This is a genomic window from Alcanivorax sp. 1008 (assembly GCF_020667895.1).
In the GTDB taxonomy this organism is placed as follows: Bacteria; Pseudomonadota; Gammaproteobacteria; order Pseudomonadales; family Alcanivoracaceae; genus PGZG01.
Genome location: NZ_JAFMPS010000004.1, coordinates 86,419 through 109,148 on the forward strand (window position 1 = coordinate 86,419; position 22,730 = coordinate 109,148).

Annotated in this window: 27 protein-coding genes; 6 read left to right on the top strand and 21 right to left on the bottom strand. The window is 56.4% G+C overall.

Translation table 11 applies throughout. The features are described 5' to 3' along the window. Positions 1–3 precede the first annotated feature (3 nt). From J1C54_RS06955 to murJ, 10 genes are all read right to left on the bottom strand, one after another. The gene (locus J1C54_RS06955) at positions 4–549 is read right to left on the bottom strand and encodes a pilus assembly PilX N-terminal domain-containing protein (RefSeq protein ID WP_229146060.1); all 546 of its coding nucleotides are present in this window, start codon (positions 547–549) and stop codon (positions 4–6) included. Beyond that, complete coding sequence (locus J1C54_RS06960; protein WP_229146061.1) at positions 546–1,256, bottom strand: PilW family protein; 711 nt, start codon at positions 1,254–1,256, stop codon at positions 546–548. Before J1C54_RS06960 ends, J1C54_RS06955 begins: the two co-directional genes overlap by 4 nt. Continuing rightward, complete coding sequence (gene pilV / locus J1C54_RS06965; RefSeq protein ID WP_229146062.1) at positions 1,253–1,786, bottom strand: type IV pilus modification protein PilV; 534 nt, start codon at positions 1,784–1,786, stop codon at positions 1,253–1,255. Before pilV ends, J1C54_RS06960 begins: the two co-directional genes overlap by 4 nt. Then, positions 1,786–2,280, bottom strand: coding sequence for a GspH/FimT family pseudopilin (locus J1C54_RS06970; RefSeq protein WP_229146063.1), 495 nt, complete (start codon positions 2,278–2,280; stop codon positions 1,786–1,788). The genes pilV and J1C54_RS06970 overlap by 1 nt, the downstream gene beginning before the upstream one ends. A gap of 217 nt (positions 2,281–2,497) precedes the next feature. Further along, positions 2,498–3,445 (bottom strand): 4-hydroxy-3-methylbut-2-enyl diphosphate reductase, encoded by a 948-nt coding sequence (gene ispH, locus J1C54_RS06975; RefSeq protein ID WP_229146064.1) that lies wholly within the window; start codon positions 3,443–3,445, stop codon positions 2,498–2,500. A gap of 13 nt (positions 3,446–3,458) precedes the next feature. Beyond that, on the bottom strand, positions 3,459–3,932 hold the full coding sequence (gene fkpB / locus J1C54_RS06980) for an FKBP-type peptidyl-prolyl cis-trans isomerase (RefSeq protein WP_229146065.1): 474 nt from the start codon (positions 3,930–3,932) through the stop codon (positions 3,459–3,461). Next, positions 3,929–4,447: a signal peptidase II gene (gene lspA, locus J1C54_RS06985; RefSeq protein ID WP_229146066.1), complete on the bottom strand. Its 519-nt coding sequence runs from the start codon at positions 4,445–4,447 to the stop codon at positions 3,929–3,931. The genes fkpB and lspA overlap by 4 nt, the downstream gene beginning before the upstream one ends. Further along, the gene (gene ileS, locus J1C54_RS06990) at positions 4,440–7,253 is read right to left on the bottom strand and encodes an isoleucine--tRNA ligase (RefSeq protein WP_229146067.1); all 2,814 of its coding nucleotides are present in this window, start codon (positions 7,251–7,253) and stop codon (positions 4,440–4,442) included. Before ileS ends, lspA begins: the two co-directional genes overlap by 8 nt. 13 nt (positions 7,254–7,266) lie before the next feature. Then, positions 7,267–8,196, bottom strand: coding sequence for a bifunctional riboflavin kinase/FAD synthetase (gene ribF, locus J1C54_RS06995; RefSeq protein ID WP_229146068.1), 930 nt, complete (start codon positions 8,194–8,196; stop codon positions 7,267–7,269). A 28-nt stretch (positions 8,197–8,224) separates the two neighbouring features. Further along, positions 8,225–9,799 carry a murein biosynthesis integral membrane protein MurJ gene (murJ, locus tag J1C54_RS07000; protein WP_229146069.1) on the bottom strand — a complete coding sequence of 525 codons (1,575 nt, stop codon included), beginning with the start codon at positions 9,797–9,799 and terminating at the stop codon, positions 8,225–8,227. A 203-nt stretch (positions 9,800–10,002) separates the two neighbouring features. Here murJ and rpsT point away from each other — a divergent pair, with 203 nt between their 5' ends. Further along, positions 10,003–10,278, top strand: a complete 276-nt coding sequence (rpsT, locus tag J1C54_RS07005) for a 30S ribosomal protein S20 (RefSeq protein ID WP_229146070.1) — start codon at positions 10,003–10,005, stop codon at positions 10,276–10,278. Positions 10,279–10,415: 137 nt separating this feature from the next. Here the strand turns inward: rpsT and proB are convergent, their stop codons facing one another. The 4 genes from proB to rplU all read right to left on the bottom strand — a co-directional run bounded on the left by proB (position 10,416) and on the right by rplU (position 13,403). Continuing rightward, complete coding sequence (gene proB, locus J1C54_RS07010; protein WP_229146071.1) at positions 10,416–11,522, bottom strand: glutamate 5-kinase; 1,107 nt, start codon at positions 11,520–11,522, stop codon at positions 10,416–10,418. A gap of 14 nt (positions 11,523–11,536) precedes the next feature. After that, positions 11,537–12,715, bottom strand: coding sequence for an Obg family GTPase CgtA (cgtA, locus tag J1C54_RS07015; RefSeq protein ID WP_229146072.1), 1,179 nt, complete (start codon positions 12,713–12,715; stop codon positions 11,537–11,539). A gap of 88 nt (positions 12,716–12,803) precedes the next feature. Then, positions 12,804–13,064, bottom strand: coding sequence for a 50S ribosomal protein L27 (gene rpmA, locus J1C54_RS07020; protein WP_229146073.1), 261 nt, complete (start codon positions 13,062–13,064; stop codon positions 12,804–12,806). Between the two features lie 27 nt (positions 13,065–13,091). Then, on the bottom strand, positions 13,092–13,403 hold the full coding sequence (gene rplU / locus J1C54_RS07025; RefSeq protein WP_229146074.1) for a 50S ribosomal protein L21: 312 nt from the start codon (positions 13,401–13,403) through the stop codon (positions 13,092–13,094). A gap of 185 nt (positions 13,404–13,588) precedes the next feature. On the opposite strand from rplU, the gene J1C54_RS07030 reads away from it, so the two are divergent. The 3 genes from J1C54_RS07030 to J1C54_RS07040 are packed head-to-tail and all read left to right on the top strand — an operon-like array spanning position 13,589 to position 15,769. Beyond that, entirely contained in the window at positions 13,589–14,563 is a 975-nt protein-coding gene (locus tag J1C54_RS07030) for a polyprenyl synthetase family protein (protein WP_229146075.1), read from the top strand. Between the two features lie 31 nt (positions 14,564–14,594). Next, complete coding sequence (locus J1C54_RS07035) at positions 14,595–15,182, top strand: YajG family lipoprotein (protein ID WP_229146076.1); 588 nt, start codon at positions 14,595–14,597, stop codon at positions 15,180–15,182. After that, a complete protein-coding gene (locus J1C54_RS07040; protein ID WP_229146077.1) occupies positions 15,179–15,769 on the top strand; it encodes a DUF2238 domain-containing protein in 591 nt (196 codons plus the stop codon). Before J1C54_RS07035 ends, J1C54_RS07040 begins: the two co-directional genes overlap by 4 nt. A gap of 37 nt (positions 15,770–15,806) precedes the next feature. Here J1C54_RS07040 and J1C54_RS07045 read toward each other — a convergent pair whose 3' ends face one another. The 3 genes from J1C54_RS07045 to J1C54_RS07055 form a co-directional block, all read right to left on the bottom strand. After that, entirely contained in the window at positions 15,807–16,544 is a 738-nt protein-coding gene (locus J1C54_RS07045; RefSeq protein WP_229146078.1) for a DUF2334 domain-containing protein, read from the bottom strand. After that, the gene (locus J1C54_RS07050) at positions 16,544–17,713 is read right to left on the bottom strand and encodes a glycosyltransferase (RefSeq protein ID WP_229146079.1); all 1,170 of its coding nucleotides are present in this window, start codon (positions 17,711–17,713) and stop codon (positions 16,544–16,546) included. Before J1C54_RS07050 ends, J1C54_RS07045 begins: the two co-directional genes overlap by 1 nt. Before the next feature lie 69 nt (positions 17,714–17,782). Continuing rightward, positions 17,783–18,400, bottom strand: a complete 618-nt coding sequence (locus J1C54_RS07055; protein WP_229146080.1) for a TetR/AcrR family transcriptional regulator — start codon at positions 18,398–18,400, stop codon at positions 17,783–17,785. Positions 18,401–18,454: 54 nt separating this feature from the next. Here J1C54_RS07055 and J1C54_RS07060 point away from each other — a divergent pair, with 54 nt between their 5' ends. Both J1C54_RS07060 and J1C54_RS07065 read left to right on the top strand, forming a co-directional pair. After that, positions 18,455–19,336: a fatty acid desaturase gene (locus J1C54_RS07060; protein WP_229146081.1), complete on the top strand. Its 882-nt coding sequence runs from the start codon at positions 18,455–18,457 to the stop codon at positions 19,334–19,336. A gap of 52 nt (positions 19,337–19,388) precedes the next feature. Further along, positions 19,389–20,567, top strand: coding sequence for a sulfotransferase (locus tag J1C54_RS07065; RefSeq protein WP_229146082.1), 1,179 nt, complete (start codon positions 19,389–19,391; stop codon positions 20,565–20,567). Here J1C54_RS07065 and J1C54_RS07070 read toward each other — a convergent pair. From J1C54_RS07070 to J1C54_RS07085, 4 genes are read right to left on the bottom strand one after another with little or no spacing between them, the layout of a single operon-like run. Continuing rightward, positions 20,551–21,327, bottom strand: a complete 777-nt coding sequence (locus J1C54_RS07070; protein ID WP_229146083.1) for an enoyl-CoA hydratase — start codon at positions 21,325–21,327, stop codon at positions 20,551–20,553. The genes J1C54_RS07065 and J1C54_RS07070 overlap by 17 nt on opposite strands. 9 nt (positions 21,328–21,336) lie before the next feature. Beyond that, positions 21,337–21,522 (bottom strand): CPXCG motif-containing cysteine-rich protein, encoded by a 186-nt coding sequence (locus J1C54_RS07075; protein WP_229146084.1) that lies wholly within the window; start codon positions 21,520–21,522, stop codon positions 21,337–21,339. Continuing rightward, positions 21,515–21,928, bottom strand: coding sequence for an HIT family protein (locus J1C54_RS07080; RefSeq protein WP_229146085.1), 414 nt, complete (start codon positions 21,926–21,928; stop codon positions 21,515–21,517). Before J1C54_RS07080 ends, J1C54_RS07075 begins: the two co-directional genes overlap by 8 nt. Then, entirely contained in the window at positions 21,921–22,721 is an 801-nt protein-coding gene (locus J1C54_RS07085; RefSeq protein ID WP_229146086.1) for an SDR family oxidoreductase, read from the bottom strand. Before J1C54_RS07085 ends, J1C54_RS07080 begins: the two co-directional genes overlap by 8 nt. Positions 22,722–22,730: the final 9 nt, after the last annotated feature.

Genomic DNA, 22,730 nt, shown 5'->3' on the forward strand with positions numbered 1-22,730 from the left:
ACCTCACTGGATTTCACTGCCGGGGACCATGCCCCGACGGAGAGCCTGCTGAACATGCCGGTTACTCAAACCGTAACCTACCAACGTACTGTTACCTTGAATCGTTAACTCAAAATCTGCGATCAACACACCACCACCGCCAGCACTACTAATCTGGTTTCCCGAGGTAGCCGAATATCCGGTGGAAGCGGCCCGAGCTTCAGCTCTGACCAAACCGCGGGAGTCAAAGCGGGAGGTATCGGTACACGCAGTGGTTGTTCTGCCTCCTTCGGTAATACACCAGACCAGAGTGTTGCCATTGAACAAGTTAACAACCTGGTCGTAATCGGCACCGCTAGCAGTATCATTGAACTCGGAAATGCTAAACAGGGTTTCTGCTATGGCTGACTCGGCCGCTTCAAAGGCAATGGCATCCAGTTGCACACCGGTAGCCACCTTGGCGGAAAAGGCGCTGGAGCGCATGGCAGTCACACCAATAATGGAAATCACCAGCAGCACCAGAAGAGCTGCCATCAACGCCATGCCTTGCTGTTGATTGATCGTCTTCATAGGGTTTCCCAATTCAGATTGCGAAGCATCACCGTGGTGAAAAATACACGGCGGGTAACGTTATCGGCACCGGTATTAATCTGGCGATCGTAAAGCTGCCAGGAACGAGTTGCATTCTGTGGCAGGGCCGGACTATTCGAGCCCAGCAACAACCCCAGACGTATAGCGACCACAGGACGAGCGAGACCGGCAGCGGCACCAGCGCCGACATAGGCAAAGGGCCCTGCCACCTCGTCCTGCACCGTATCGACGCCATACTGCACGCGGAACCCCTCGACACCATCGAGTAGCACCACATCACCGCCACCGAGACTGCCATCACAGCGCAGCTCACCGGCGGCGTTGACAAAGTAGATATTGGTCAAGGCAACGGGCACTGCACTGACCGAGCCCTGGCAATCTTGAGTGCCAACGTAACTCACCTGAATGCGATCGAAAGGATTCCCGTCGACGCTGCCAGTGCCACCAAAAATAATACCGTCGTCATTGGCCACCGTCGCGCCACTATAGCCGGCCCGACGAATGTCATCAGACAGAAAACGCAGCGCCAACTGGCCGTCATCCAACACCCGCGCCAGGGACTGCTGGGTGATAAAAGTACGCTGGTTAACACCGAATAACTGGACCGCAGCCAGAGTGAGCATGGAGCCCAATACCAGCGACACCATCAACTCAACAATACTGAAGCCGTACATGGTTTTTTTCATGGCCGACGAGCCTCCATAACCACGCATGGCTCAGACGTGCTGATCACGTCACCTACGAAACAGTCCGCCGGAGCAGCGCCCTGCCAACTGACCACCACACAACTCGGGGTGCCGACACCTGTACAACCATCCCGGGCCGCTATCATGCCCAGCGGCAGAGTGTTGCTGACGATCCAGGAAAGCTGTGCAATATCAGCCGCAGCCTGAACATCCGGCGTACATGCCGCAGCGCCCATACAGGCCGTAGGAAAATTGCCACCTGACGCAGCCGACGTAGCGGGCCAACTCGTGACATCGAAGTAAATATCGCCCGCCGCGGTTGCCGAGTTAACCAGCAGGCGCTCCAGCGCATCCTTGGCCACCAGCGTTGCCTGCGTTCGGTAGCTGGCCGTTTCCGCCCCGCGCAGAGCAAACATCTGCATGCCGGCATAACCAAGCACACCCACAGCGACCACCAGAATAGCCACAAGAATCTCAATCATGCCGACCCCTTGCTGGGCCTTAAGCATTTTCCGTGCGGTGACTTTCATCAGCAGGTCCCATCCGTATTAGTGACTCGACCGAACGGCGATACCTGAAGCACCCGGGCCCGGCCAGAGCTGCTACACAAATCAAACCGGGTGCCCCCGCCGGCCATTAATCCATTGGCCTGAAAAACCATTTCCAGAGCACTGGCTCCGCCGGTCTTGGTGATATTCACGTCGCCGCTCTGGGGAAAGGAAGTATCGCGCTCACTGCGCTCGCTAACCGGAATCACTGCGGGATACAGATACTGCACCTGCCAACCGCTGGCCCAGCCACCTGCAAGGGCCTGAATACGCACATCAATGCGCAGATTAACTGCCTGATTGCGTGCGGTATTAACCGCCGCCACCAAGTCTGATGTGCTGGCACGCAGACGTGAATTCGCCTGGGACGCCTGAAAGGAGGGAACAGCGAATGCCAGCATGATGCCGAGGATCGCCACCCCGAACATCAACTCGAGCACTGTTACTCCCTGTTGTTTGCGCATCTTTCCGTTCAATTCTGCCTCCCGACTATGCGACATCCTGACTACAGTGGTGTGCCCACTAAGGATTACCATGAGTGCAGGCTAGCGGTTCTGCAGAGAAGTGCCATTCATGGCAGACAAGCGGGCAGAGCGCCTACCTGAACGGTCGCCCTGAACAGACAAGAATCCTGACTAATAACAAAGGATTGTGACGCAGTTGGCGGTTTGCAATCTGGCCGGCGGCGGCAGCTTAGCCGGAAGTGATATCGCGCAGACCGCGAGGCAGGGAGAAGCGGATGTTTTCTTCGCGGCCAACCAGCTCCTCCGGCTCATGGCCGCCCAGTTCACGCAGTCGGGCCACCACCCGGCGCACCAGCTCCTCCGGGGCGCTAGCGCCCGCGGTGACGCCTATGCGGCGGCAGTCAACCAGCCATTCCGGATCGATCTCTTCAGGGCCATCAATCAGCAGCGCCGGGGTGCCGCAGCGCTGGGCCAGCTCGGCCAACCGATTGGAGTTGGAGCTGTTCGGCGAACCCACCACCAGAACCCGATCACATTCCAGCGCCAACTGGCGCACCGCATCCTGACGATTAGTGGTGGCATAGCAGATATCTTCGCGCTTTGGACCCAATATGGCGGGGAACTTGCTGCGAAGTGCGTCGATAATCCTTGCGGTGTCATCTACCGACAGGGTCGTCTGAGTGACGAAAGCGAGCTTTTCCGGGTCTCTAACCTGCAGACTGGCAACATCGCCCTCGTCCTCCACCAGATACATCTCGCCGCCAAAGCTGCGATCGTACTGCCCCATGGTGCCCTCTACCTCCGGGTGGCCCTGGTGGCCGATCAGAATCGCTTCGCGACCTTCGCGGGCGTACCTCATCACCTCCATGTGCACCTTGGTAACCAACGGGCAAGTGGCATCGAATACCTGCAGCTGGCGCTGACCAGCCTCATCCTGCACCGCCCGGGCCACACCATGGGCGGAGAAGATGACAATCGCATCTTCCGGCACCTCGTGCAGCTCGTCGACGAACACCGCACCACGCTGGCGCAGGTCATCCACCACAAATTTGTTATGCACGACCTCATGGCGCACATAGACCGGGGGCCCAAAGGCAGTCAGGGCCCGATTAACAATCTCTATTGCACGATCGACTCCAGCACAGAAGCCGCGGGGGTTGGCGAGACGGATTTCCATGGCGTTACCCCTATTACAAACGGATCGTTACCGGCTGCTCCGGCACATCGCGCTCTACGGTAAGAATCTCGACTTCAAAAGTAAGATCCCGGCCGGCTAACGGATGATTGAAATCCACCGTCACCCAGTTATCTTCGATCTGACTGATGACTCCCGGCAGCTCGGCACCGGAAGCATCACGAAAGCTGACCACCACGCCAGCCTCCAGCGTCATTCCCTCAGCAAACTCATCCTGACGAAACTGCTGAATGTTGTCCGGGTTATAGGCGCCAAAACCTTTGTCCGCCTCTATATAAACACTGCGCTTGTCGCCCGCCTTGAGGCCTAGCAGCGCGCGCTCAAAGCCTGGCAACAATGATTCATCACCCCAGACAAAAGAAGCTGGCTGGCCGGAAAACGTGGAATCCATTTCGGTGCCGTCCATCAAGCGCACCGCAAAATGCAGTGTCACCCGGGTATCCGGCCCGGCCCTAAGCTGGTCAGTCATGAAGCACTCTTATTGCGGCCCAAAAACATATCGACGATCAGTAATACGGCACCCACTGTGATGGCGCTGTCAGCGACATTGAAAGCCGGAAAGTGATAGCCGGCCCAATGGAAATCGAGAAAGTCGACCACATGACCCAGAGTCACCCGGTCCCACAGGTTGCCCAGCGCACCACCAAGAATCAACGCCAGGGCAATGGCCACCATGCGCTCGCCACGCAGCTTTAATAGCCAGCCAACGATCACCACGGAAGCAACCACCGCAACCAGGGTAAAGAACCAGCGCTGCCAACCGCCCGCTTCTGCCAGAAAGCTGAATGCAGCACCGCTGTTATAGGCAAGGGTAAAATTGAAAAACGGCAACACTTCAATGCGCTGATAAAGCTGCAGTGCATTTTCTGCCAGCGACTTGGTCCACAGATCAATAGCCAACACTACAGCACTGAGCCACAGCCAAAGCAGATTACGATATTGCAAACCATTACCGGATTTAGGCTCACCCACGGTGTCACGCATAATGACGCACTTCCCCATCTCCATCGACGTTATCAATACAGCGGCCACACAGTTCAGGATGAGCTGCATGCTGACCAACATCCTCACGGTGGTGCCAGCAACGTGCGCACTTTGTATACCCAGAAGCGCTGATGCTGATTTTCAGACCAGACACCAGAGAAGCGGTGAGATCTGCCGGCGCCGCACTTAAGGGCTTAAGCGCTGCCGTTGATGTAATGGTGACAAAACGCAGCTCATCTCCAAGGCGATTAAGCAGAGCAGTGAGTGAGTCATCAGCATAGAGCACTGCATCCGCTGCCAGATTGGCTTTCACCACTTTCTGGTTGCGGGCATCTTCAATGGCCTTGTTTATGGCTTGCTTGACCAGCAAAACCTGCTGCCAGAAGTCACGGCCCAGCTCCGCATTCATCGGCAACTCCGCCAGATCACCGTACCATTGCTCAAGGAACACAGATTCACTGCGCTCACCGGGCAGGTGCTGCCAGATTTCTTCGGCAGTGAAGGACAGGATTGGCGCCACCCAGCGTGCCAGCGCTTCACTGATGTGCCATAAAGCGGTCTGACAGGAGCGCCGCGCCAGAGAGTCCGCCTGACAGGTGTACTGGCGATCCTTGATGATATCGAGATAGAAACCGCCCAGATCAATGGAGCAAAAGTGATGCACTTTCTGATAGATCTGATGAAACTGATAGGTCTCGTACAAACCGACGATTTCTTGCTGCAATCTGGCGGCACGGTCAACCACCCAACGATCCAGCGCCAACATATCCTCGTTAGCCACCGCATTCTCTGTGGGCACAAAGCCATTCAAATTTGCGAGCAAGAATCGTGCGGTATTACGAATACGTCGATAGCTGTCCGCCATCTGCGCCAGAATGTTCTTCGACACACTCATCTCGCCACGATAATCCGTAGCCGCAACCCATAAACGCAGAATATCGGCACCCAGATCATTGGTCACTTCCTGTGGCGCAATAACATTGCCGAGCGACTTTGACATTTTGCGGCCCTGCTCATCGACGGTAAAGCCGTGCGTCAGAACAGTGCGATAAGGCGCTGCGTCGCGCACCCCGAGACTGGTCAGCAGCGATGACTGAAACCAGCCACGATGCTGATCGGAACCTTCAAGATACAGGTCCGCCGGACAACCCAGTGCCGGGTTCTGGTCTAGCACGGCAAAATGGGTAACACCAGAATCAAACCAGACATCCAGAGTATCGGTGACCTTGCTGTAACGCTCCGCATCAGCGCCGAGCAGCTCACTGGCGTCCATTTCAAACCAAGCATTAATCCCGCCCTGCTCAACGCGTTTGGCTACTTCTTCAATAAGCCGAGGCGTCTGCGGGTGAAGCTCTGCGGTTTGACGATCAACAAACAGGGCGATGGGCACACCCCAGGTGCGCTGACGGGAAATACACCAGTCCGGGCGATCTTTCATCATGCCTTCAATACGGGCCTTGCCCCACTCCGGCAACCACTGCACTTCATCGATAGTCTCAACAGCGCGCTTGTGCAGGCCAGCGGCATCCATACTGATAAACCATTGCGCCGTGGCGCGAAAAATCAGCGGGGTTTTATGGCGCCAGCAATGTGGATAGCTGTGCTGAATTTTTTCGTGGGCAACCAGACGACCTGCCCCAGCAAGCGCATCAATTACCGGCTCATTAGCCTTGCTGACATGCATGCCACCAACCACACCAAGGTCGGCGATAAATAGGCCGTTGTCCTGTACTGGATTGAATACTTCCAGGCCATACTTCTGACCAACTATAAAGTCATCCTGGCCATGTCCTGGCGCCGTATGCACACAACCGGTGCCCGCATCCGTGGTGACATGATCACCAAGAATAACTGGCACCTGTCGATCATACAGTGGGTGGTCCAGCAGAAGCCCCTCAAGTTTTTCACCTGTAAACACGGCGGATCTTGAAACATTTTCCAGCTTGGCTCGGGCCAGCACATCGTCTGCCAACGCTTCAGCAACCACCAGTTGCTTTTGCACGCCATCACGCTCGCCACTAACAACCACGTAGTCCAGCTGGCCATTTAATGCCACCGCCATATTGGCGGGAATGGTCCATGGTGTGGTGGTCCAGATCACGATTTCGGCATTGTCCGCTGTGATGCCACTGCGCACGGCAAAGTCGGACGCATGGGCAACAGGAAAACCAACATCGATGGCATGGGAGGTCTTGTCCTGATACTCGACCTCCGCTTCCGCCAAAGCCGAGGCGCAATCGAGACACCAATGCACCGGCTTGAAACCCTTGGTTAAATGACCGTTCTCAACGATCTTGCCGAGCGCGCGAATAATATTGGCTTCGAAATCGAAGTTCATGGTCAGATAGGGATTATCCCAATCGCCAAATACACCAAGGCGAATAAAGTCCGCTTTCTGCCCTTCTACCTGACTGGCCGCATACTTGCGGCATTCATCGCGAAAAGTTTTAGCGTCGACTTTCTGGCCGGCTTTACCGATTTTCTGCTCAACCTTGTGCTCAATCGGCAAACCATGACAATCCCAGCCCGGCACATAGGGGGCATCAAACCCGCTCAAACCTCGCGACTTGACGATCATATCCTTGATGATTTTGTTCACGGCATGGCCAATATGAATATTGCCATTGGCATACGGAGGGCCGTCATGCAGCACAAATCTGGGCCGTCCTGCAGCCTGCTGACGAATCTTCTGGTACAGGTTTTTCGCCTTCCAGTCGTCCAGGCGTTTCGGTTCCTGCTGGGCCAAGCCGGCCTTCATGGGAAAGCCGGTTTCGGGAAGATTCAGCGTAGCCTTGTAATCGGTCATGAATAACAGTCCGTCATGATTGGCTGAAAAACGCTTTCGCGTTATCGATATCGGCATGGATCGCCGCACTGAGCGACTCCAGTCCGTCAAATTTTTTCTCTTTACGCAGAAAGTGGAGAAACTCCACTTCCAGATAGCGACCATACAGATCGCCAGAAAAATCGAGCAGATGTACTTCCAGTCTATTATCTACGCCGTTCACCGTTGGCCGGGTGCCAACATTGGCAACTCCCTGTGCACCTTTAAGCCCAGCACCGTTGACTCGCACCGCATACACGCCTGCCACCGGGGACTGGACCCGGCGCATGGCCAAATTGGCAGTTGGCACGCCAATCTGACGGCCCCGCTTGTCACCATGCCGTACCCGCCCACTAATGGTGTAAGGGTGGCCGAGCAGTTGCGCGGCCTGCTGCAAATCACCCTGCTGCAGTACCGTACGGACACGGGTACTGGAGACTCGCTCACCGACAACTTCAAAGGTCGGCGTATCACTAACGGTAAAACCGTGCAACGCGCCGGCCTGCTGCAAATAGGCAAAATCCCCGCAGCGGTCAGCGCCGAAGCGGAAATCATCGCCCACCACCAGAGACTGGATACCCAGCCCCCGTACCAACAGGTTGTCGACAAACTCCGCAGCACTCTGACTGCGGAAACGTTGATTAAATCGGCAGCACAGCACCTGATCGACTCCCGCCTGACGCAATGCACGTACTTTGTCGCGCAGGGTCATTAGCCGTGGCGGTGCTTTTTCCGGGGTAAAAAACTCAGCCGGCTGCGGCTCAAACAGAATCACCGTTGACAGCACCTTGCTGCGCCGTGCCTCAGCAATCACCTGATCAAGAATCCGCCGATGACCAGTATGCACACCGTCAAAGTTGCCGATAGTGGCAACGCCGCCCCGGTGGGCGGGGCGCAAATTGTGCATTCCCCGGATCAGTTCCATCAGCGTCTCAATACATTGAAGCGCTGGATTATACGGGCCCGCGCCGGAGGTGACGAGGTCTCAAACCGAGTAATCCAAGACCAAGGAAATAAGCCAGCGCGCCAGCGGCCACCACAGCGACAATAAAGCTGCCGCGCTGCCAGGCCAGCCCCGTGTGCCACAGGTCGCTGTGCCCGTTTAGCCACCACACCACGGCCACCATTGCCGCCGCACCGCCCAGCAGACGAACAAAGAACGCAGTCCAGCCTGGCGATGGTCGATAAACTCCCGCTGAGACAAGACCGCGATACAGCAGTGCCGCGTTAAGCCAGGCAGATAGCGCCGTCGCCATTGCCAGACCCACATGGCGTAGATGCCAGACCAGCAGCAGGTTAAACACCATATTGGCGACCATGGCAATAATGCCGATACGCACCGGAGTTTTAGTGTCCTGACGGGCGAAGTAGCCGGGCGCCAGCACCTTTATCAGCATAAAGGCCACCACCCCGGCGCTGTAAGCCTGCAACGACAGGGACGCCTGATGAACATCGAAGGCGCCAAACTCGCCGTACTGGAACAACGCCGACAATAACGGCTTGGCCATCACCAGCAAGGCCAGGCCGGCAGGCAGGCCGAGCAGCAATACCATGCGGATGGCCCAATCCAGCGTCCGGGAAAACTCCTCCGTAGACGCTGCGGCATGCTTCTTGGACAGACTGGGCAGAATTACCGTGCCAATGGCGATAGCGAAAATACCCAGGGGCAGCTCCACCAGTCGATCAGAGTAATACAGCCAAGTGACCGAACCGGTTTCCAGCAACGACGCCAGCACCGTATCCAGAAGCAAATTTATCTGGCTGACTGAGACACCGAAAATGGCCGGCGCCATCAATGCCAGAATGCGTTTCACTCCAGGATCCCGCCAAGAAACCTGCGGCTTGGGCATCAGCCCGAGACGAGTCAGAAATGGCAACTGGAACAACAATTGCGCCATACCGGCAATCAACACCCCCCAGGCCAGCGCCACGGCCATGCGTTGATCGCTAAACAACGGAGTCAGAAACAGGGCGCTGCCGATCAGGGAAATATTCAGCAGCACCGGGGTAAAGGCGGGCACCGCGAAGCGCCCCCAAGTATTCAGGATCGCTCCGGAAAAGGCGGTCAGGGCAATAAAGAATAGATAGGGAAAAGTCAGGCGCAGCATTTCCACGGCCAACGCCCGTTTGGCCGGGTCATCGCCAAAGCCCGGCGCAAACAGGGTAATCAGCAACGGAGCACCAACCACCCCAACCACCGACACCAACCCCAGTGTCATGCCCAGAGTTCCGGCCACCCGGTTAATCAGCAGCTGAACGGCAGCCTGAGTGCCATTGGTACGATATTCAGACAGCACCGGCACAAAAGCCTGATTGAAGGCTCCTTCGGCAAACAACCGGCGCAGAAAATTGGGAATACGAAAAGCGACGAAGAAGGCATCTGTGCCAGCTGAGACGCCCAGATAACGGGCCAGCACCACATCACGGATCAGGCCGAGGACGCGCGAAAGCATGGTCATGCTGCTGACCACCACAGTAGACGCCATCAGCCCGCCTTTTTTGTTCTGTGCGCCCTGCTGCTCCGTCATGCTGACCTGATCTGACCGATAATCGGCGAAGGTTAGCGGATGGACGGATTCACCGCCAGCAGGCCTATTTCTGCCTTGACAAGAGCCAGACCCGACGGCATAGTTGCGGGCCTTTCGGGCAGGGGCCCGGATTTCCCGAATCCCTCCCGCAACGATAAACCCAGAAGCCGCCCGGCTTTAACCAGATATATAGGAGCAAGACCTTGGCCAACTCACCGCAAGCGCGTAAGCGTGCTCGTCAGGCGGAGAAGCGTCGTCAGCACAATGCAGCAATGCGCTCCATGGTGCGGACCTACCTGAAGAAGGTAAACGCGGCCATTGCTTCCGGTGACCAGCAGTCTGCTCAGCAAGCATTCTCTACGGCTGTATCGGTCCTGGACAAGGCCACCCGCAAAGGTAAATTCCACGTGAACAAAGCTGCTCGTCACAAGAGCCGCCTGAACGCGAAGATCAAGGCAATGGGTCAGGCTGCCGCCTGATTGTTGTTGCCCTGATCGGGAATAAAAAGCCGGCCTTATGGCCGGTTTTTTTATGGCTGCTTTTTGGGTTGTTTGGAGTTGGGCAGTGAACGTCCCGCCCCTCGAGCCGGCGACGTTCACTGCCAAGCCCGAAAGAATCAGAAAACAACCATGTTATCCCGATGAATCAACTCAGGCTCACTGACGTAACCAAGCACGTCCTGAATCTCGCTGCTTTTGCGCCGCCGAATCAGCAACGCCTCTTCCGCATCGTAGTTGACCAACCCACAGGCAATACGCTTGCCACTCTCATCCTCGCAAGAAACCATCTCGCCACGAGAAAACTCACCGAAGACATCCACCACGCCGACTGGCAGCAGACTCGAGCCAGACTCCTGCAAGCGCAAGACCGCACCGGCATCCAGCACCAGACGCCCTCGCATCTGCAGGTGGCCAGCCAACCACTGCTTGCGCGCATTAAACACTGAAGTATCCGGCAGTAGGGTGGTTCCAGGCGCTGCACCCTCGGCAAGGGCCGTCAGCACATCGGGGCTGCGACCAGAGCAAATATGGGTGCTTGCGCCAGAACGGGCAGCCAACTCAGCGGCACGAACCTTGGTGATCATGCCACCACGACCCAAACCACTGACCGAGCCGCCAGCCACTAGCTGAAGATGTGGATCCGAGGCCAGCGCCTCACGAATCATTGGCGCGGAAGGATCAGAGCGAGGATCACGCTCATACAAACCGTCCTGATCCGTCAGAATTACCAGACGCTCTGCCACGGCCAGATTGGCCACCAACGCCGCCAGCGTATCGTTGTCACCAAAACGAATTTCGTCAGTGACCACGCTGTCGTTTTCATTGATCACTGGAATCACCCCAAGGCCAAGCAAGGTCATCAGGGTGGAGCGGGCATTCAGGTAACGCTTGCGATCAGACAGATCATCATGGGTCAGCAGAATTTGAGCGGTATGCATGCCATGGGTCTGAAAGCAGGTTTCCCAAGCCTGTACCAGGCCCATCTGCCCTACCGCTGCGGCAGCCTGTAATTCATGCACAGACTCCGGCCGGCTTTTCCAACCAAGCCGGGATATGCCCTCAGCAACCGCGCCGGAAGACACCACCACCACCTCGATGCCACGCTGACGCAGATCGGCCATCCGGTCGACCCACAACTGCATCAACGCCCGATCCAGTCCCTGACCATTGTTGGTCAGCAGGGCACTGCCAATTTTGATTACCCAGCGTCCGCGACGCTCCATAACCACTCCGTTTATCAGCGCTCGTAGATGATTTCGACGTCGTAATCGTCGTCGAGTTCACCTTGTTCACGGGCTAAACGACGCTGATTCTTAAGTTCCTGTACTTTCTCGCGGGCCTCTTCCTCAAGGCGCTCGCGCAGGCGCCGCTGCTGCTCAGCATAATCACCATCTTCCAGCTCCCGCTGGCGCCGCTCTTCAATGGCATTCATCAGCGCATAGATGAGATCCTGGCAGCCCTCACCGGTGGCCGCAGAAATACGGAATACCGGGCCACTCCAATCAAGACGCGAAGTGATATCGCCAGCCACTTCATCAATCTCTTCTTCCAGCACCAGGTCGCACTTGTTCAGCACCAGCCAGCGCTCCTGCTCAGCCAGCGCCGGAGAGAACTTTTCCAGCTCATGGGCGATGCCGGTAATAGCAGCTACCGGATCGCTTTCATCCGGCGGGGCAATATCAACCACATGCAGCAACAGTCGGGTGCGGGCAAGATGCTTGAGAAAACGAATGCCCAGACCAGCCCCTTCCGCCGCACCTTCGATCAGACCAGGAATGTCCGCCATAACGAAACTGCGGTACTTGTCGACTTTGACCACCCCCAGATTGGGCACCAGGGTGGTAAAGGGGTAGTCCGCCACTTTCGGCTTGGCCGCAGACACGGAGCGAATCAGCGTGCTTTTGCCCGCATTGGGCAAACCCAACAGCCCCACATCGGCGAGCACCTTCAGCTCCAGGCGCAAATTCCGTGACTCGCCCGGCGTGCCCTTGGTGGCCTTACGCGGCGCGCGGTTAGTGCTGCTTTTGAAATGGGTGTTGCCTAGACCACCACGACCACCCTTGGCAACCATGACGCGCTCACCATCCCTGGTCAGATCCGCCAGCACTTCATCGGTATCTGTTTCGACAACCGTTGTGCCAACCGGCACGCGCAACAAAATATCCTCGGATGACTTGCCAGAGCATTGCCGGCCATGGCCGGCCTCACCGCTACGTGCCCGGAAAATCCGGTCATAACGGTAGTCCACCAGAGTATTCAGGTTACTGTCGGCCTCAACAAAAACAGATCCACCGGAACCGCCATCCCCACCGTCCGGACCGCCGTACTCGATCGACTTCTCGCGACGGAAGCTGACACAGCCATCGCCGCCTTTTCCGGCGTGCACTTCAATGACTGCCTCATCTACGAACTTCATAACTCACTTCCGCCCAATGGAACTGTCTGATACGAAAAAGCCCCGTCAGGATTACCTGACGGGGCTTTTCACTTTCTTCAACCAGGTGTCAGGCAACCGGTTCGATGGTAACGAACTTACGGTTGTTTGGTCCCTTCACTTCAAACTTCACTCGGCCAGTGGCGGTAGCGAAGATGGTGTGGTCACGGCCGAGGCCGGTATTCACGCCTGTGTGGAACTGGGTGCCGCGCTGACGCACGATGATTTCACCGGCATTCACCAGCTGGCCACCAAAGCGCTTTACGCCAAGGCGTTTACTTTCTGAATCGCGGCCGTTACGGCTGGAGCCCGCTGCCTTCTTATGTGCCATTGTTCATATCCTCCGTCGGATCGCCGATCAGGCTTTGATGCCAGTAATTTTAACTTCCGTAAACCACTGGCGATGGCCAGCTTGGCGACGGTAGTGCTTACGGCGACGAAACTTCACGATGCGAATTTTGTCGTGACGGCCCTGGGAAACCACCTCGGCGGTTACCTTGGCGCCAGCAACACGGGGCTGACCCACGTTGATGTTGTCACCATCAGCCACCAGCAGAACCTCGTCAAAATCAACGTTTTCGCCAGTGCCTACTTCAAGCTTTTCAATGCGCAGGACATCGCCCTGCTCGACACGGTATTGCTTACCACCGGTCTTGATTACTGCGTACATAACACTTTCCTTACATAGCCCCCGGCGGCGGACCTTACGGGTCACTTGACGAGCCACGGCGACGGATTGAGTTCAGGGGCGCGGATTGTAGGCCATCTGCACCCCGAAAGGCAACGGTAGCGCCCTTTCACCTTGACGCGCCTCCCACCCCTGCTAGCATTGCCGCACTTAATCCGGATGCCCCCATGGAATTCAAAGATATCTACGCCGTTGTAGCCGACGATTTCGCCTCGGTTAACCGCTTTATCAGCGATCGCCTGAACACTAATGTGCCGATGATCAGGGAAGTCGGCGAGTATATCGTTGGCTCCGGCGGCAAGCGTCTGCGGCCACTGGTGGCCATACTGTCAGCCCGCGCCTGTGGTTACACCGCTGACAAGCATATCCACGTGGCGGCTATCATCGAGTTTCTGCATACCGCCACCCTGCTACATGACGATGTGGTGGATGAATCCAGCCTGCGCCGCGGCCGACCAACGGTAAACGCGGTGTGGGGTAATGCTGCCAGCGTATTAGTGGGCGACTTCCTGATCTCACGGGCCTTCCAGCTGGTGGTTGAGGTCGGCGACCTGACCCTGATGGACATCCTTGCCGACAGCACCAACATCATTTCCGAAGGCGAAGTGCTGCAACTGATCAACTGCCGCGACCCGGCAACCAGCGAAGAGCGCTATATGCGCGTGATCCACCATAAAACCGCGAAAATGTTCGAATCCGCCGCGGAAACTGGCGCGGTACTGGCGCTCGGCAAGCAGCAGCCGGAGCTACGCGACAATCTGGCAGCCTACGGCCGCCATCTGGGCATTGCTTTCCAGCTGGTGGACGATGTCCTTGATTATGTGGGTGATGCGGACGAGCTGGGCAAAAATGTGGGCGATGATCTTGCCGAGGGCAAGCCGACCCTGCCATTAATTCATGCCATGCGTCAGGGCACCCCGGCGCAGGCATCAATGATCCGTGACGCCATTCTCAAAGGTGGCCTCGATAAACTCGACGAAATTCTTGCCGTGGTGCGCGACAGCGGCAGTCTTGAATACACCATGGCCAAAGCCCGCGAGCAAACCGAACTAGCCTTGGCCGCACTTGTCAGACTTCCCGCCTCTGCCTACCGTGAGTCGCTTGAAGCACTGGCCCGCGAGGCCGTTAACCGTCATTTCTGATGACCACCCGAATGACCAAGGAGCCCCACCCATGATTCGCCTGATCAGTGCCGCCCTGCTCGCCAGCACCCTGTCCGCCTGCGCCCTGAGCCCGCAGATGATCGATATCGTGCCGAAGCCCGAGGTGGTAACCCGCAATGCCGGCAACAATCAGGCCGTCAGCGTGTCCACCTCGGACCAGCGCAGCAGCCCGGAATTCGGTACCCGCGGTGGCGTATATGGTGAAACCAGCCTGCTGCGCGCCAGCAATGACATGACCGGGGCGATCACCCTGGCGGTTCGTCAGGGCCTGCAACAGCAGGGCTTCAATGCTTATAACCCGGCTGACGGCGCCAGCGCACTGGAAGTTCGCGTTGTTGAGTTCAGCTATATCCCGGAGGAAGGATCGGTGGTCAACCGGGTAGACGTAAAGGCCGAAATACATGCCGTAGCACGCAACAATCAGGGTGATGAATTCCGTGGCGTATATCGTGCCGGCAACACCTACGAACAACCACTGACACCATCCGCCAAGCGCAACATGATGATGCTCAACGAAGTGCTTGATCGCGCCCTGCGCCAGCTACTGGCGGATGACAAACTGCTGACTTTCCTTAGCGGCAGCGTTACCGCCCCATGACCCTGACCTGGCAAGGGCTGTTCTGGCTGACCCTTATCTGGTCTGGCTGGCAGCCCTTTGACCAGACCACCTGGGCACTGGAGGTCGCACCGGCGCTGATGGCTTGGGCCATTTTAGTTGGCACTGGCAGGCGCTTTGCCTTCACCCCAATGATTTACACCCTGATATTGATTCACTGCATCATTTTGATGATAGGTGGCAAATATACCTATGCGCTGGTGCCTGCCGGGGACTGGCTATCCGACCTGTTCGGTTGGTCACGCAATAACTACGACAAGCTCGGCCATCTGGCTCAGGGCTTTGTACCAGCCATGGTAGCCAGAGAGCTATTTATTCGCCTGAAAATAGTTAGCAGTGCTGGCTGGCGCTTCGCCTTGATCGTGCTCAGCGTGCTCGGCATCAGCGCTGCCTATGAACTGATTGAATGGTGGGTTGCTTTGCTTAGCGAAGAAGCCGCCGAATCTTTCCTCGGCACACAGGGTTATGTCTGGGACACCCAGTCGGATATGTTCATGGCCCTGCTCGGCGCCATTGCAGCACTGCTGGCGCTGGGAAAGTGGCATGACCGACAGATTGCCCACCTTTAAGCTGGCCATGGATTACGGCTCTGAAAGCAACCGCTGATTATGCCGGGATCGTGGACGTTCCAGCTTCGACTTGAAGCAGCTGGGAATAGTCGCAGAACTGCGTCACCTGCTGCAGATGGCATATCAATCTCTCGGCAAGATGGTTTTGCAGATCAAACGGGTGCAAGCCGACTCGCAACACGCTGCCCGTGCGCCTGGCCAACGCCAAATTGAACTGATTGCTTGCAGAAAGAAACATCGTTCGCATGGCGTTATCCGCTTCGTAGCCCGTCAAAGGCAAGCGCTGATGAAATTGATCGGTCAAACGAACCACACCGCTTAGCGTTTCCATCAAGGCAAACGGTAGTGCCTGCTGCGCCGTCCTGTTGAGCCGACCAACCGCCCAGGCCGGAGGCACATACAGCGGCCCCAGCGGTAAATCATGCTCGGCAAACCAGGCATGACAGCGCAGTATCAGTGACATCAGCTCATGGGAGGGACGGGACAGGTGCTCCGCCGCATCGCGGGACAGCATCAAACTGTGCAAGTGATGAAATAAAGAGCGGCTTTTTCTTGCCCGATGATCCCAACCATGGCCCGCCAATGGGTGACCCGCCGCAGCCAGGCGCCGCAACCATGCCAAATCATCCACACACCAATGCCGACCGGGCACTACCAGCAGGGTGATATGTTGCGGCTGCAACTCAGGCACGGACACAAAAAGCTGAGTCAACATGGCGCTGATCGCAGGCCGTGTCTCCGGCATCACATCATGGATAGACAATAGAGCGCGCATCAGATCTCAGCAGTGGCCGCCAGACGGCGCAACAAGGCAAAGGTTGGCGATGGCAGAGGACGAGGCAAATGGGCCGCCTGACGGGCAGCAATTCGCAGCACCTGCGACCATTGGCCAAGGCTCTGCTCGTTTATTTCCCGCGCCGCCCGCTCTCCTTCCAGCATCATCTGCCGCCGTGCTTCCCGCGGCATCTGCTCAAGCCGCCGCAACGCCAGCAATGGTGACTCATGGGCATGCATCACGAAAAGACCGCCAGCCAGTTCCGGCCAATCGTTAATGCCGCAGGCCGGCGTCACCATTACCAATCGACGCCGCGCCATAGCCTCCAGCGCAACCGTGCCGAAAGCCTCTACGGAAGATGGCAAGATTAGCAAATCATGTTTATCCACTTGCTGGACCACAGTTTCGCGCGAGCACCAACCATGGAAGCTGAGATTGCTTTGCTGGCGCACATGACGCTCAACCATGGCCCGCAAGGGCCCATCACCAACTATAGAAAACTGCAGGTCCGGCCGTGCCTTCGACAATGCCAGAAACTGATCCAGATTTTTCTCCGCCGCCAACCGGCCGACAAACAGCACATGCCTAACCTGTCCAGCGGGCTCAGTTATCGGCGTTTGAATAAACTGCGGCGCTAGCGGCGTGCCAACCAGATGAGGACTGAAAATACCCAGTTCACGCAGCTGACTCATCATCGGCTCGCTAATCGTTGCCACCGATGCTGCACGCCGAAACATCCAGCGATTAAGCCATCCGAGAGCACGGCGGGCGACACCAGCGAACCAGCCACGCCAGTAAAGATTGACCAGACTGTGATAATCGGTCTGATGGGTTACGCACACAGGAATACCAAGACGGGCTGCAATCCAGCTGGCTGCGAAAGAAAAAACTCCTGGGCCAGGAATGACAATAACGTGGGGCTTCATGGTCATGATCCGCTGGGTCAACCAGCGCATTCTTGGCAAGAATAAACGTTGCGTGGGATCGCCAGGCATCGGCAGGGACAAACCCTGACATGGATGCGGCTCATCCAGTCGCGGCGACACCAGTTCAACCTGCGCAACCCGCGTCTCAAGATGGGCCACCAGGTCCTGAAAATAGGTGCCGACACCATTGCGTCCCTGAATGGCATCCACAACAAACAGAATTCGAAGTTCGCTGGTTTTCATGGCCGCCAGTGTGGCCCGGCCATGTTCCGAAAATATGACAGCGATGGGTCAAATTGTTAGCAGCTATACTCACCGCAATGAGCCATCAACCAACTCCACCAGACGACCATTAAATACATGACTCATGATTCTGGCCATCTCCGGTGCCGCCACCTGCATGTCGCCGGCAATCCACTGGCGCAGCCCCGCCAGGGAAGCTCCAGACACCATGCTGACAACAATCTCCACCTGCTGACGATCCACCGGCTGAACACCTCGCTGGCGCAGCAGCGCTCCCAGCACGCGAGCAAAATAACGACGCAGCAGGGACAGGCTCAGATCCGATTGGGCCGGGTCTGCCAGCAGGCGCAGGATATCCGGGTGCTGCCTGGCCACCACCATGGCCATCAGATTGATTTGCTCGGACAGACTATCGTCGAAATTCTGGAAAAGCGGCTCCGCCTGCTGCCAGAAACCGTCGAACAGCTCGTCCAGCGTGGCCCGGTAAAGCTCTTCCCGATTACGGTAGTAGCGGTACAGGTTTTGCCTCGACATACCCGCCTCTGCCGCCACCTCCGCCATCTTCACCCCACGGTAGCCGTGGGCTGCGGCCAGCCGGATAAAGCCCTGCCGGATCAGCATGCGAGTACGCTCATCCGCGTTTTGGGCAGGACTACTTGACAGTTCGCCATTGGTGTCGCGTGTCACAGCCGCCACTCTTTGCCATAAATAGGGTGTTTACTTTGTCCCGGAGCGACCCCAATGGCAAGCCTGCCAACCGACAATATGGAGCTATTCAATGCTCTGAAGAAGCGCCCTTACATCGCCTGGCCAACGGTGATCCTTCTGCTGGCCTGCCATACGGTGATTTTTTCCAGCTGGGCACTGGTGCTGACGGAGCAGATGCCACTGTGGGCGGGCTGTGTGGCCAACAGTATCGCCATGTACTTCCTGTTCAGCCCCATCCATGACGCAATCCATCATGCAATGAGCACCAACGACAAGATCAACCAGTTCTTCGTCTACTTGATCCTGCTGCCGATCGTGCCCTTCTCTGATGGCCAGATGCTCCGTGTCGGACACATGATGCACCATCGCTTTGCCAATGAACCGGAGAAGGATCCGGATCACTTCACCATGACCGCCCCCCTGCCCGCGCTGTGGATCTGGTTCTTCTGGGACTTTAACTATCTAATCTACTACCTGCGCAACAAGGAGCGGTTCGCCAAGATGTACGTTGGCCATCCGTTACGTGACACCATCATGGTGTGGACCCTTGCCTTGGCTGTCGGCTGGTTCTATCCGATGGAAGTAATCTTCCTGTGGCTGATCCCGTCAAGGATGATGGCGTGGACAATCGCGCTCGTGTTTATGTACCTGCCCCATTATCCCCATGACATCGCCCACAATGATGCCCCCTATCAGGCTACTCATATGCGTCGCGGCCTGGACTGGCTGATGACCCCACTGATGGCATGGCAGAACTACCATCTGGTTCACCACCTTTACCCGACGGTGCCGTTCTATCGTTACCGTCGCCTGTGGAATGCCCGGCAGAAATTCCATGAAAGTCATAACCCGTCCACGGTGGGGTCCCTGTCCCTGCAGCCGGATCGGATCAAAAACGAAGTGTCATCTGCTTGACTTGTTTTAGTCCCATGCTTGTCATCCTTGATGATCGGCATGGGACTATATCGTGACCAACAGGCTCTCGTTCTGGCACCTGTTCTGGCGCAGTTTCTTCCCCGATAGACACAGCGCCTACCGACAGTTCTCTCTGCAGCGTGTAGCAATAATGCTACTGTTCTGGCCGGCATTTCTGACAATAGCCCTGATCAACCGCCTGTCCCTGTGGCTCGACACCCTGCTATTTCCTGAGTTCGAAAATATTGAGATTTATCAGCCCGTATTTGTTGTTGGCATCCCACGCAGCGGCACAACATTTCTACATCGATTACTGGCAGCGGACGACGAACGATTTACCACCACCGCACTATGGGAGCTGATATTCGCCCCTTCCATTTTGCAACGCCGTTTCTGGATCGCTTTTGCTCACCTCGATGGTAAATTAGGCAGGCCATTTTCCCGTCTGCTGCATTTTCTCGAACGTGCAGCACTTGGTGGCCTGGATGGCATTCACAAAACCGGACTACTTGACCCAGAGGAGGACTATTTAGCGATGGCTCCCCATTTGGGCTGCTTCTTACTGATCCTGCCTTTGGGTGACGCGTCCCTGTGGAAACTGGCCCATCTGGACACAGCCGTAGATCAAAAACAGCGCAGACACTTAACCAGCGTGTACCGTCAACTGATCCAGCGACATCTTTATGTTCATGGCGCGGACAAAACTTTCCTGTCAAAGAATCCCTCTTTTACTCCCTGGATGGAAAGCCTGAAGGACGAGTTCCCCGACAGCCGCTTTATCGCTTGCATTCGTTCTCCCCAGCAGGCCTTACCCTCACAGATCAGCTCCATACTGCCCGGTACAAAAATATTTTCCGGGAAGCCAGACCTGAACTGGTGGCGAGATGGGTTAACCGACATGCTGCTGCATTACTACGACATACTAATGCAGCGCCATCAACAGTGGACCGAGAAGGAAATTCAGATCATCAGGATGAATCAACTTGCCAGCGCGCCGATGACATCAATCGGCTGGCTATACAAGAATTTTGGCTGGCACATGGGCGAGCCATATCGACGCTGGCTTGAAAGTGAGGATGATAAAGCCGGAAGCCATCGCAGCGGGCATCAATATACAGCAAAAAAACTGGGAATTGATGCCGCTGACATCGAGAGAAGATTTCATCAACCGATGGATTACTTTCAGCTAGCCGACCGCCCTTGTCAAAATGGTTTCAGTCGAACTGACTAAAGTCAGGCTTACGCTTTTGCATAAATGCCTGCATCGCTTCTCGAGCCTCCGGCGATACCAAACGCTTGGCAAAAGCATCCCCCTCAATGGCCATATGGCTGCGCAACCGCTCGTCAAATGGCGCACGCATCAGCTGCTTGGTTAAACGCACTGCTGCTGCCGGCTGCGCAGCAATCCTCGCAGCTTGCTGGCGAGCATGTGGAAAATACTCGTCATCGGATAAACGGGCATTAGCAATGCCCAACTGACAAGCACGGTCAGCATCAATAGTTTCACCCAGCATGAGCAGCTCGGCAGCGCGCTGATGCCCAATCAATAACGGCAAAAGGTAACTGGAGCCCGCCTCCGGGCACAGGCCCAGCGAAGTAAACGGCATCTGCAACCTGGCGGATTCGCCCACATAAACCAGGTCACAGTGCAACAGCAGTGTGGTACCAACACCCACTGCAGGACCATTAACGGCAGCAATTAACGGCTTGGGGAAAACCGCCAGCTTAGCCAGCAAAATCATTACTGGCGCATCTTCACCAAGTGGCGGGTTCTGTAAAAAATCCACCATATCGTTACCGGCGGTAAAACACTCCTGAGTACCGGTAATCAGCAGTGCGCGGATTAAAGGATCAGCCTCAGCACGGTCAAATGCCTTGTTGATTGCGGTATACATAGCGTGGGTCAGTGCATTCTTGCGATCGGGCCGCTGGATGGAAACTTCCAACACGCCACCACTCTCACTGACAACGATTTCTTTACACTCTGTCATTACTCTCTCTCAGTCTCGATCAGTGCCCACAAATACCTGCGGCATCCCGTCATCCCCGACACAGACACTGACGTTAATGGGACTACAGCAGACACTGCAGTCTTCGATATAGCACTGCTCTGATACGGAGCAATCGATTAACAATTCGATCGACTCGCCACAGTAGGGGCAGCCACAAAATATGCTCTCAAGCACAGCGGTAACTCAACCGTTCGCGCAATGGTTTAATCCAGTGTGGCTGGCCACTCTCAGGCCACGGCACAACCGCTCCATTGCCCCACACGGGACCAGGCCAGCAGGGATCACCTTGCTGCCGGGCGATGATATGAATGTGTAACTGCGGCACCAGGTTGCCAAGAGCACCGATATTCATTTTCAGCGCACCGGTCAGGGACTGCAGGTGCAGCGCACAGCGATTCACCAGATCAAGCAACTCATGCTGCTCGTCAGCATCAAGTTCATACCACTCGCGAATATTATCGTGCTTTGGCACCAACACCAGCCAGGCAAAGCGCTGGTCGTTCATCCAACGAATCCAGCAAAACGTCGTCTCACCAAGGGACCGGGTATCCGCCAGCAGGCGTGGATGCAACTCAGCCACTAACGATATCCAGCATTGCGGACCCACCCAGCAATGACACACCACCATCCAGAGCAACCACCTGCCCGGTCATATATCCCGTTAACGGGCTAACCATCAGCATGGCCATCTGGGCCATTTCGTCCACCATGGAGAACCGGCCAAGCGGCAGCCGGGTGCGAATCTCATCGCCCTTGTCTGCTGCCAGCAGGTCGCCGCCAACCGTGCCGGCGACATAACCCGGTGACAGCGCATTAACTCGCACACCGCGCTTGCCCCACTCGATAGCAAGGGTCTTTACCAGCATGTCAACGGCGGCTTTTGCAGCACAGACATGAGCCTGATAAGGCATGGGCATCTGCGACTGCGGCGCCGTAATGGCGAGCATCTTTACGTTGCTGCCAGCCAGGTGCGGGAAGGCTGCCTTGAAGGTGTGAAATGTTCCCTTCAAATCAATATCCACCACCGCACTAAAACCGTTACTACTAATGGCCTCCGCCGGGGCGAGAAAATTACCAGCGGCGCCGGCAACTACTATTTCGTATGCACCAAAATGGTCAGCACCTTGTTGCGCAGCTTCATTCATCGCCTCTGCATCGCGAACATCTGCAGAAAAGCCGATTGCCTCTCCACCGGCCTTTTCAATCATCTCCCGGGTTTCATCAAGCTTCTCAAGCCGCCGACCGACCATCACCACGCGAGCACCATGAGCGGCAAGCATGCGGGCAATACCCTGATTAATTCCACTACCGGCACCGGTGACCAAGGCCGTTTCGCCGGCCAGCATGTCCCGGGGAAGATACAAACTATGCATTATCTATCT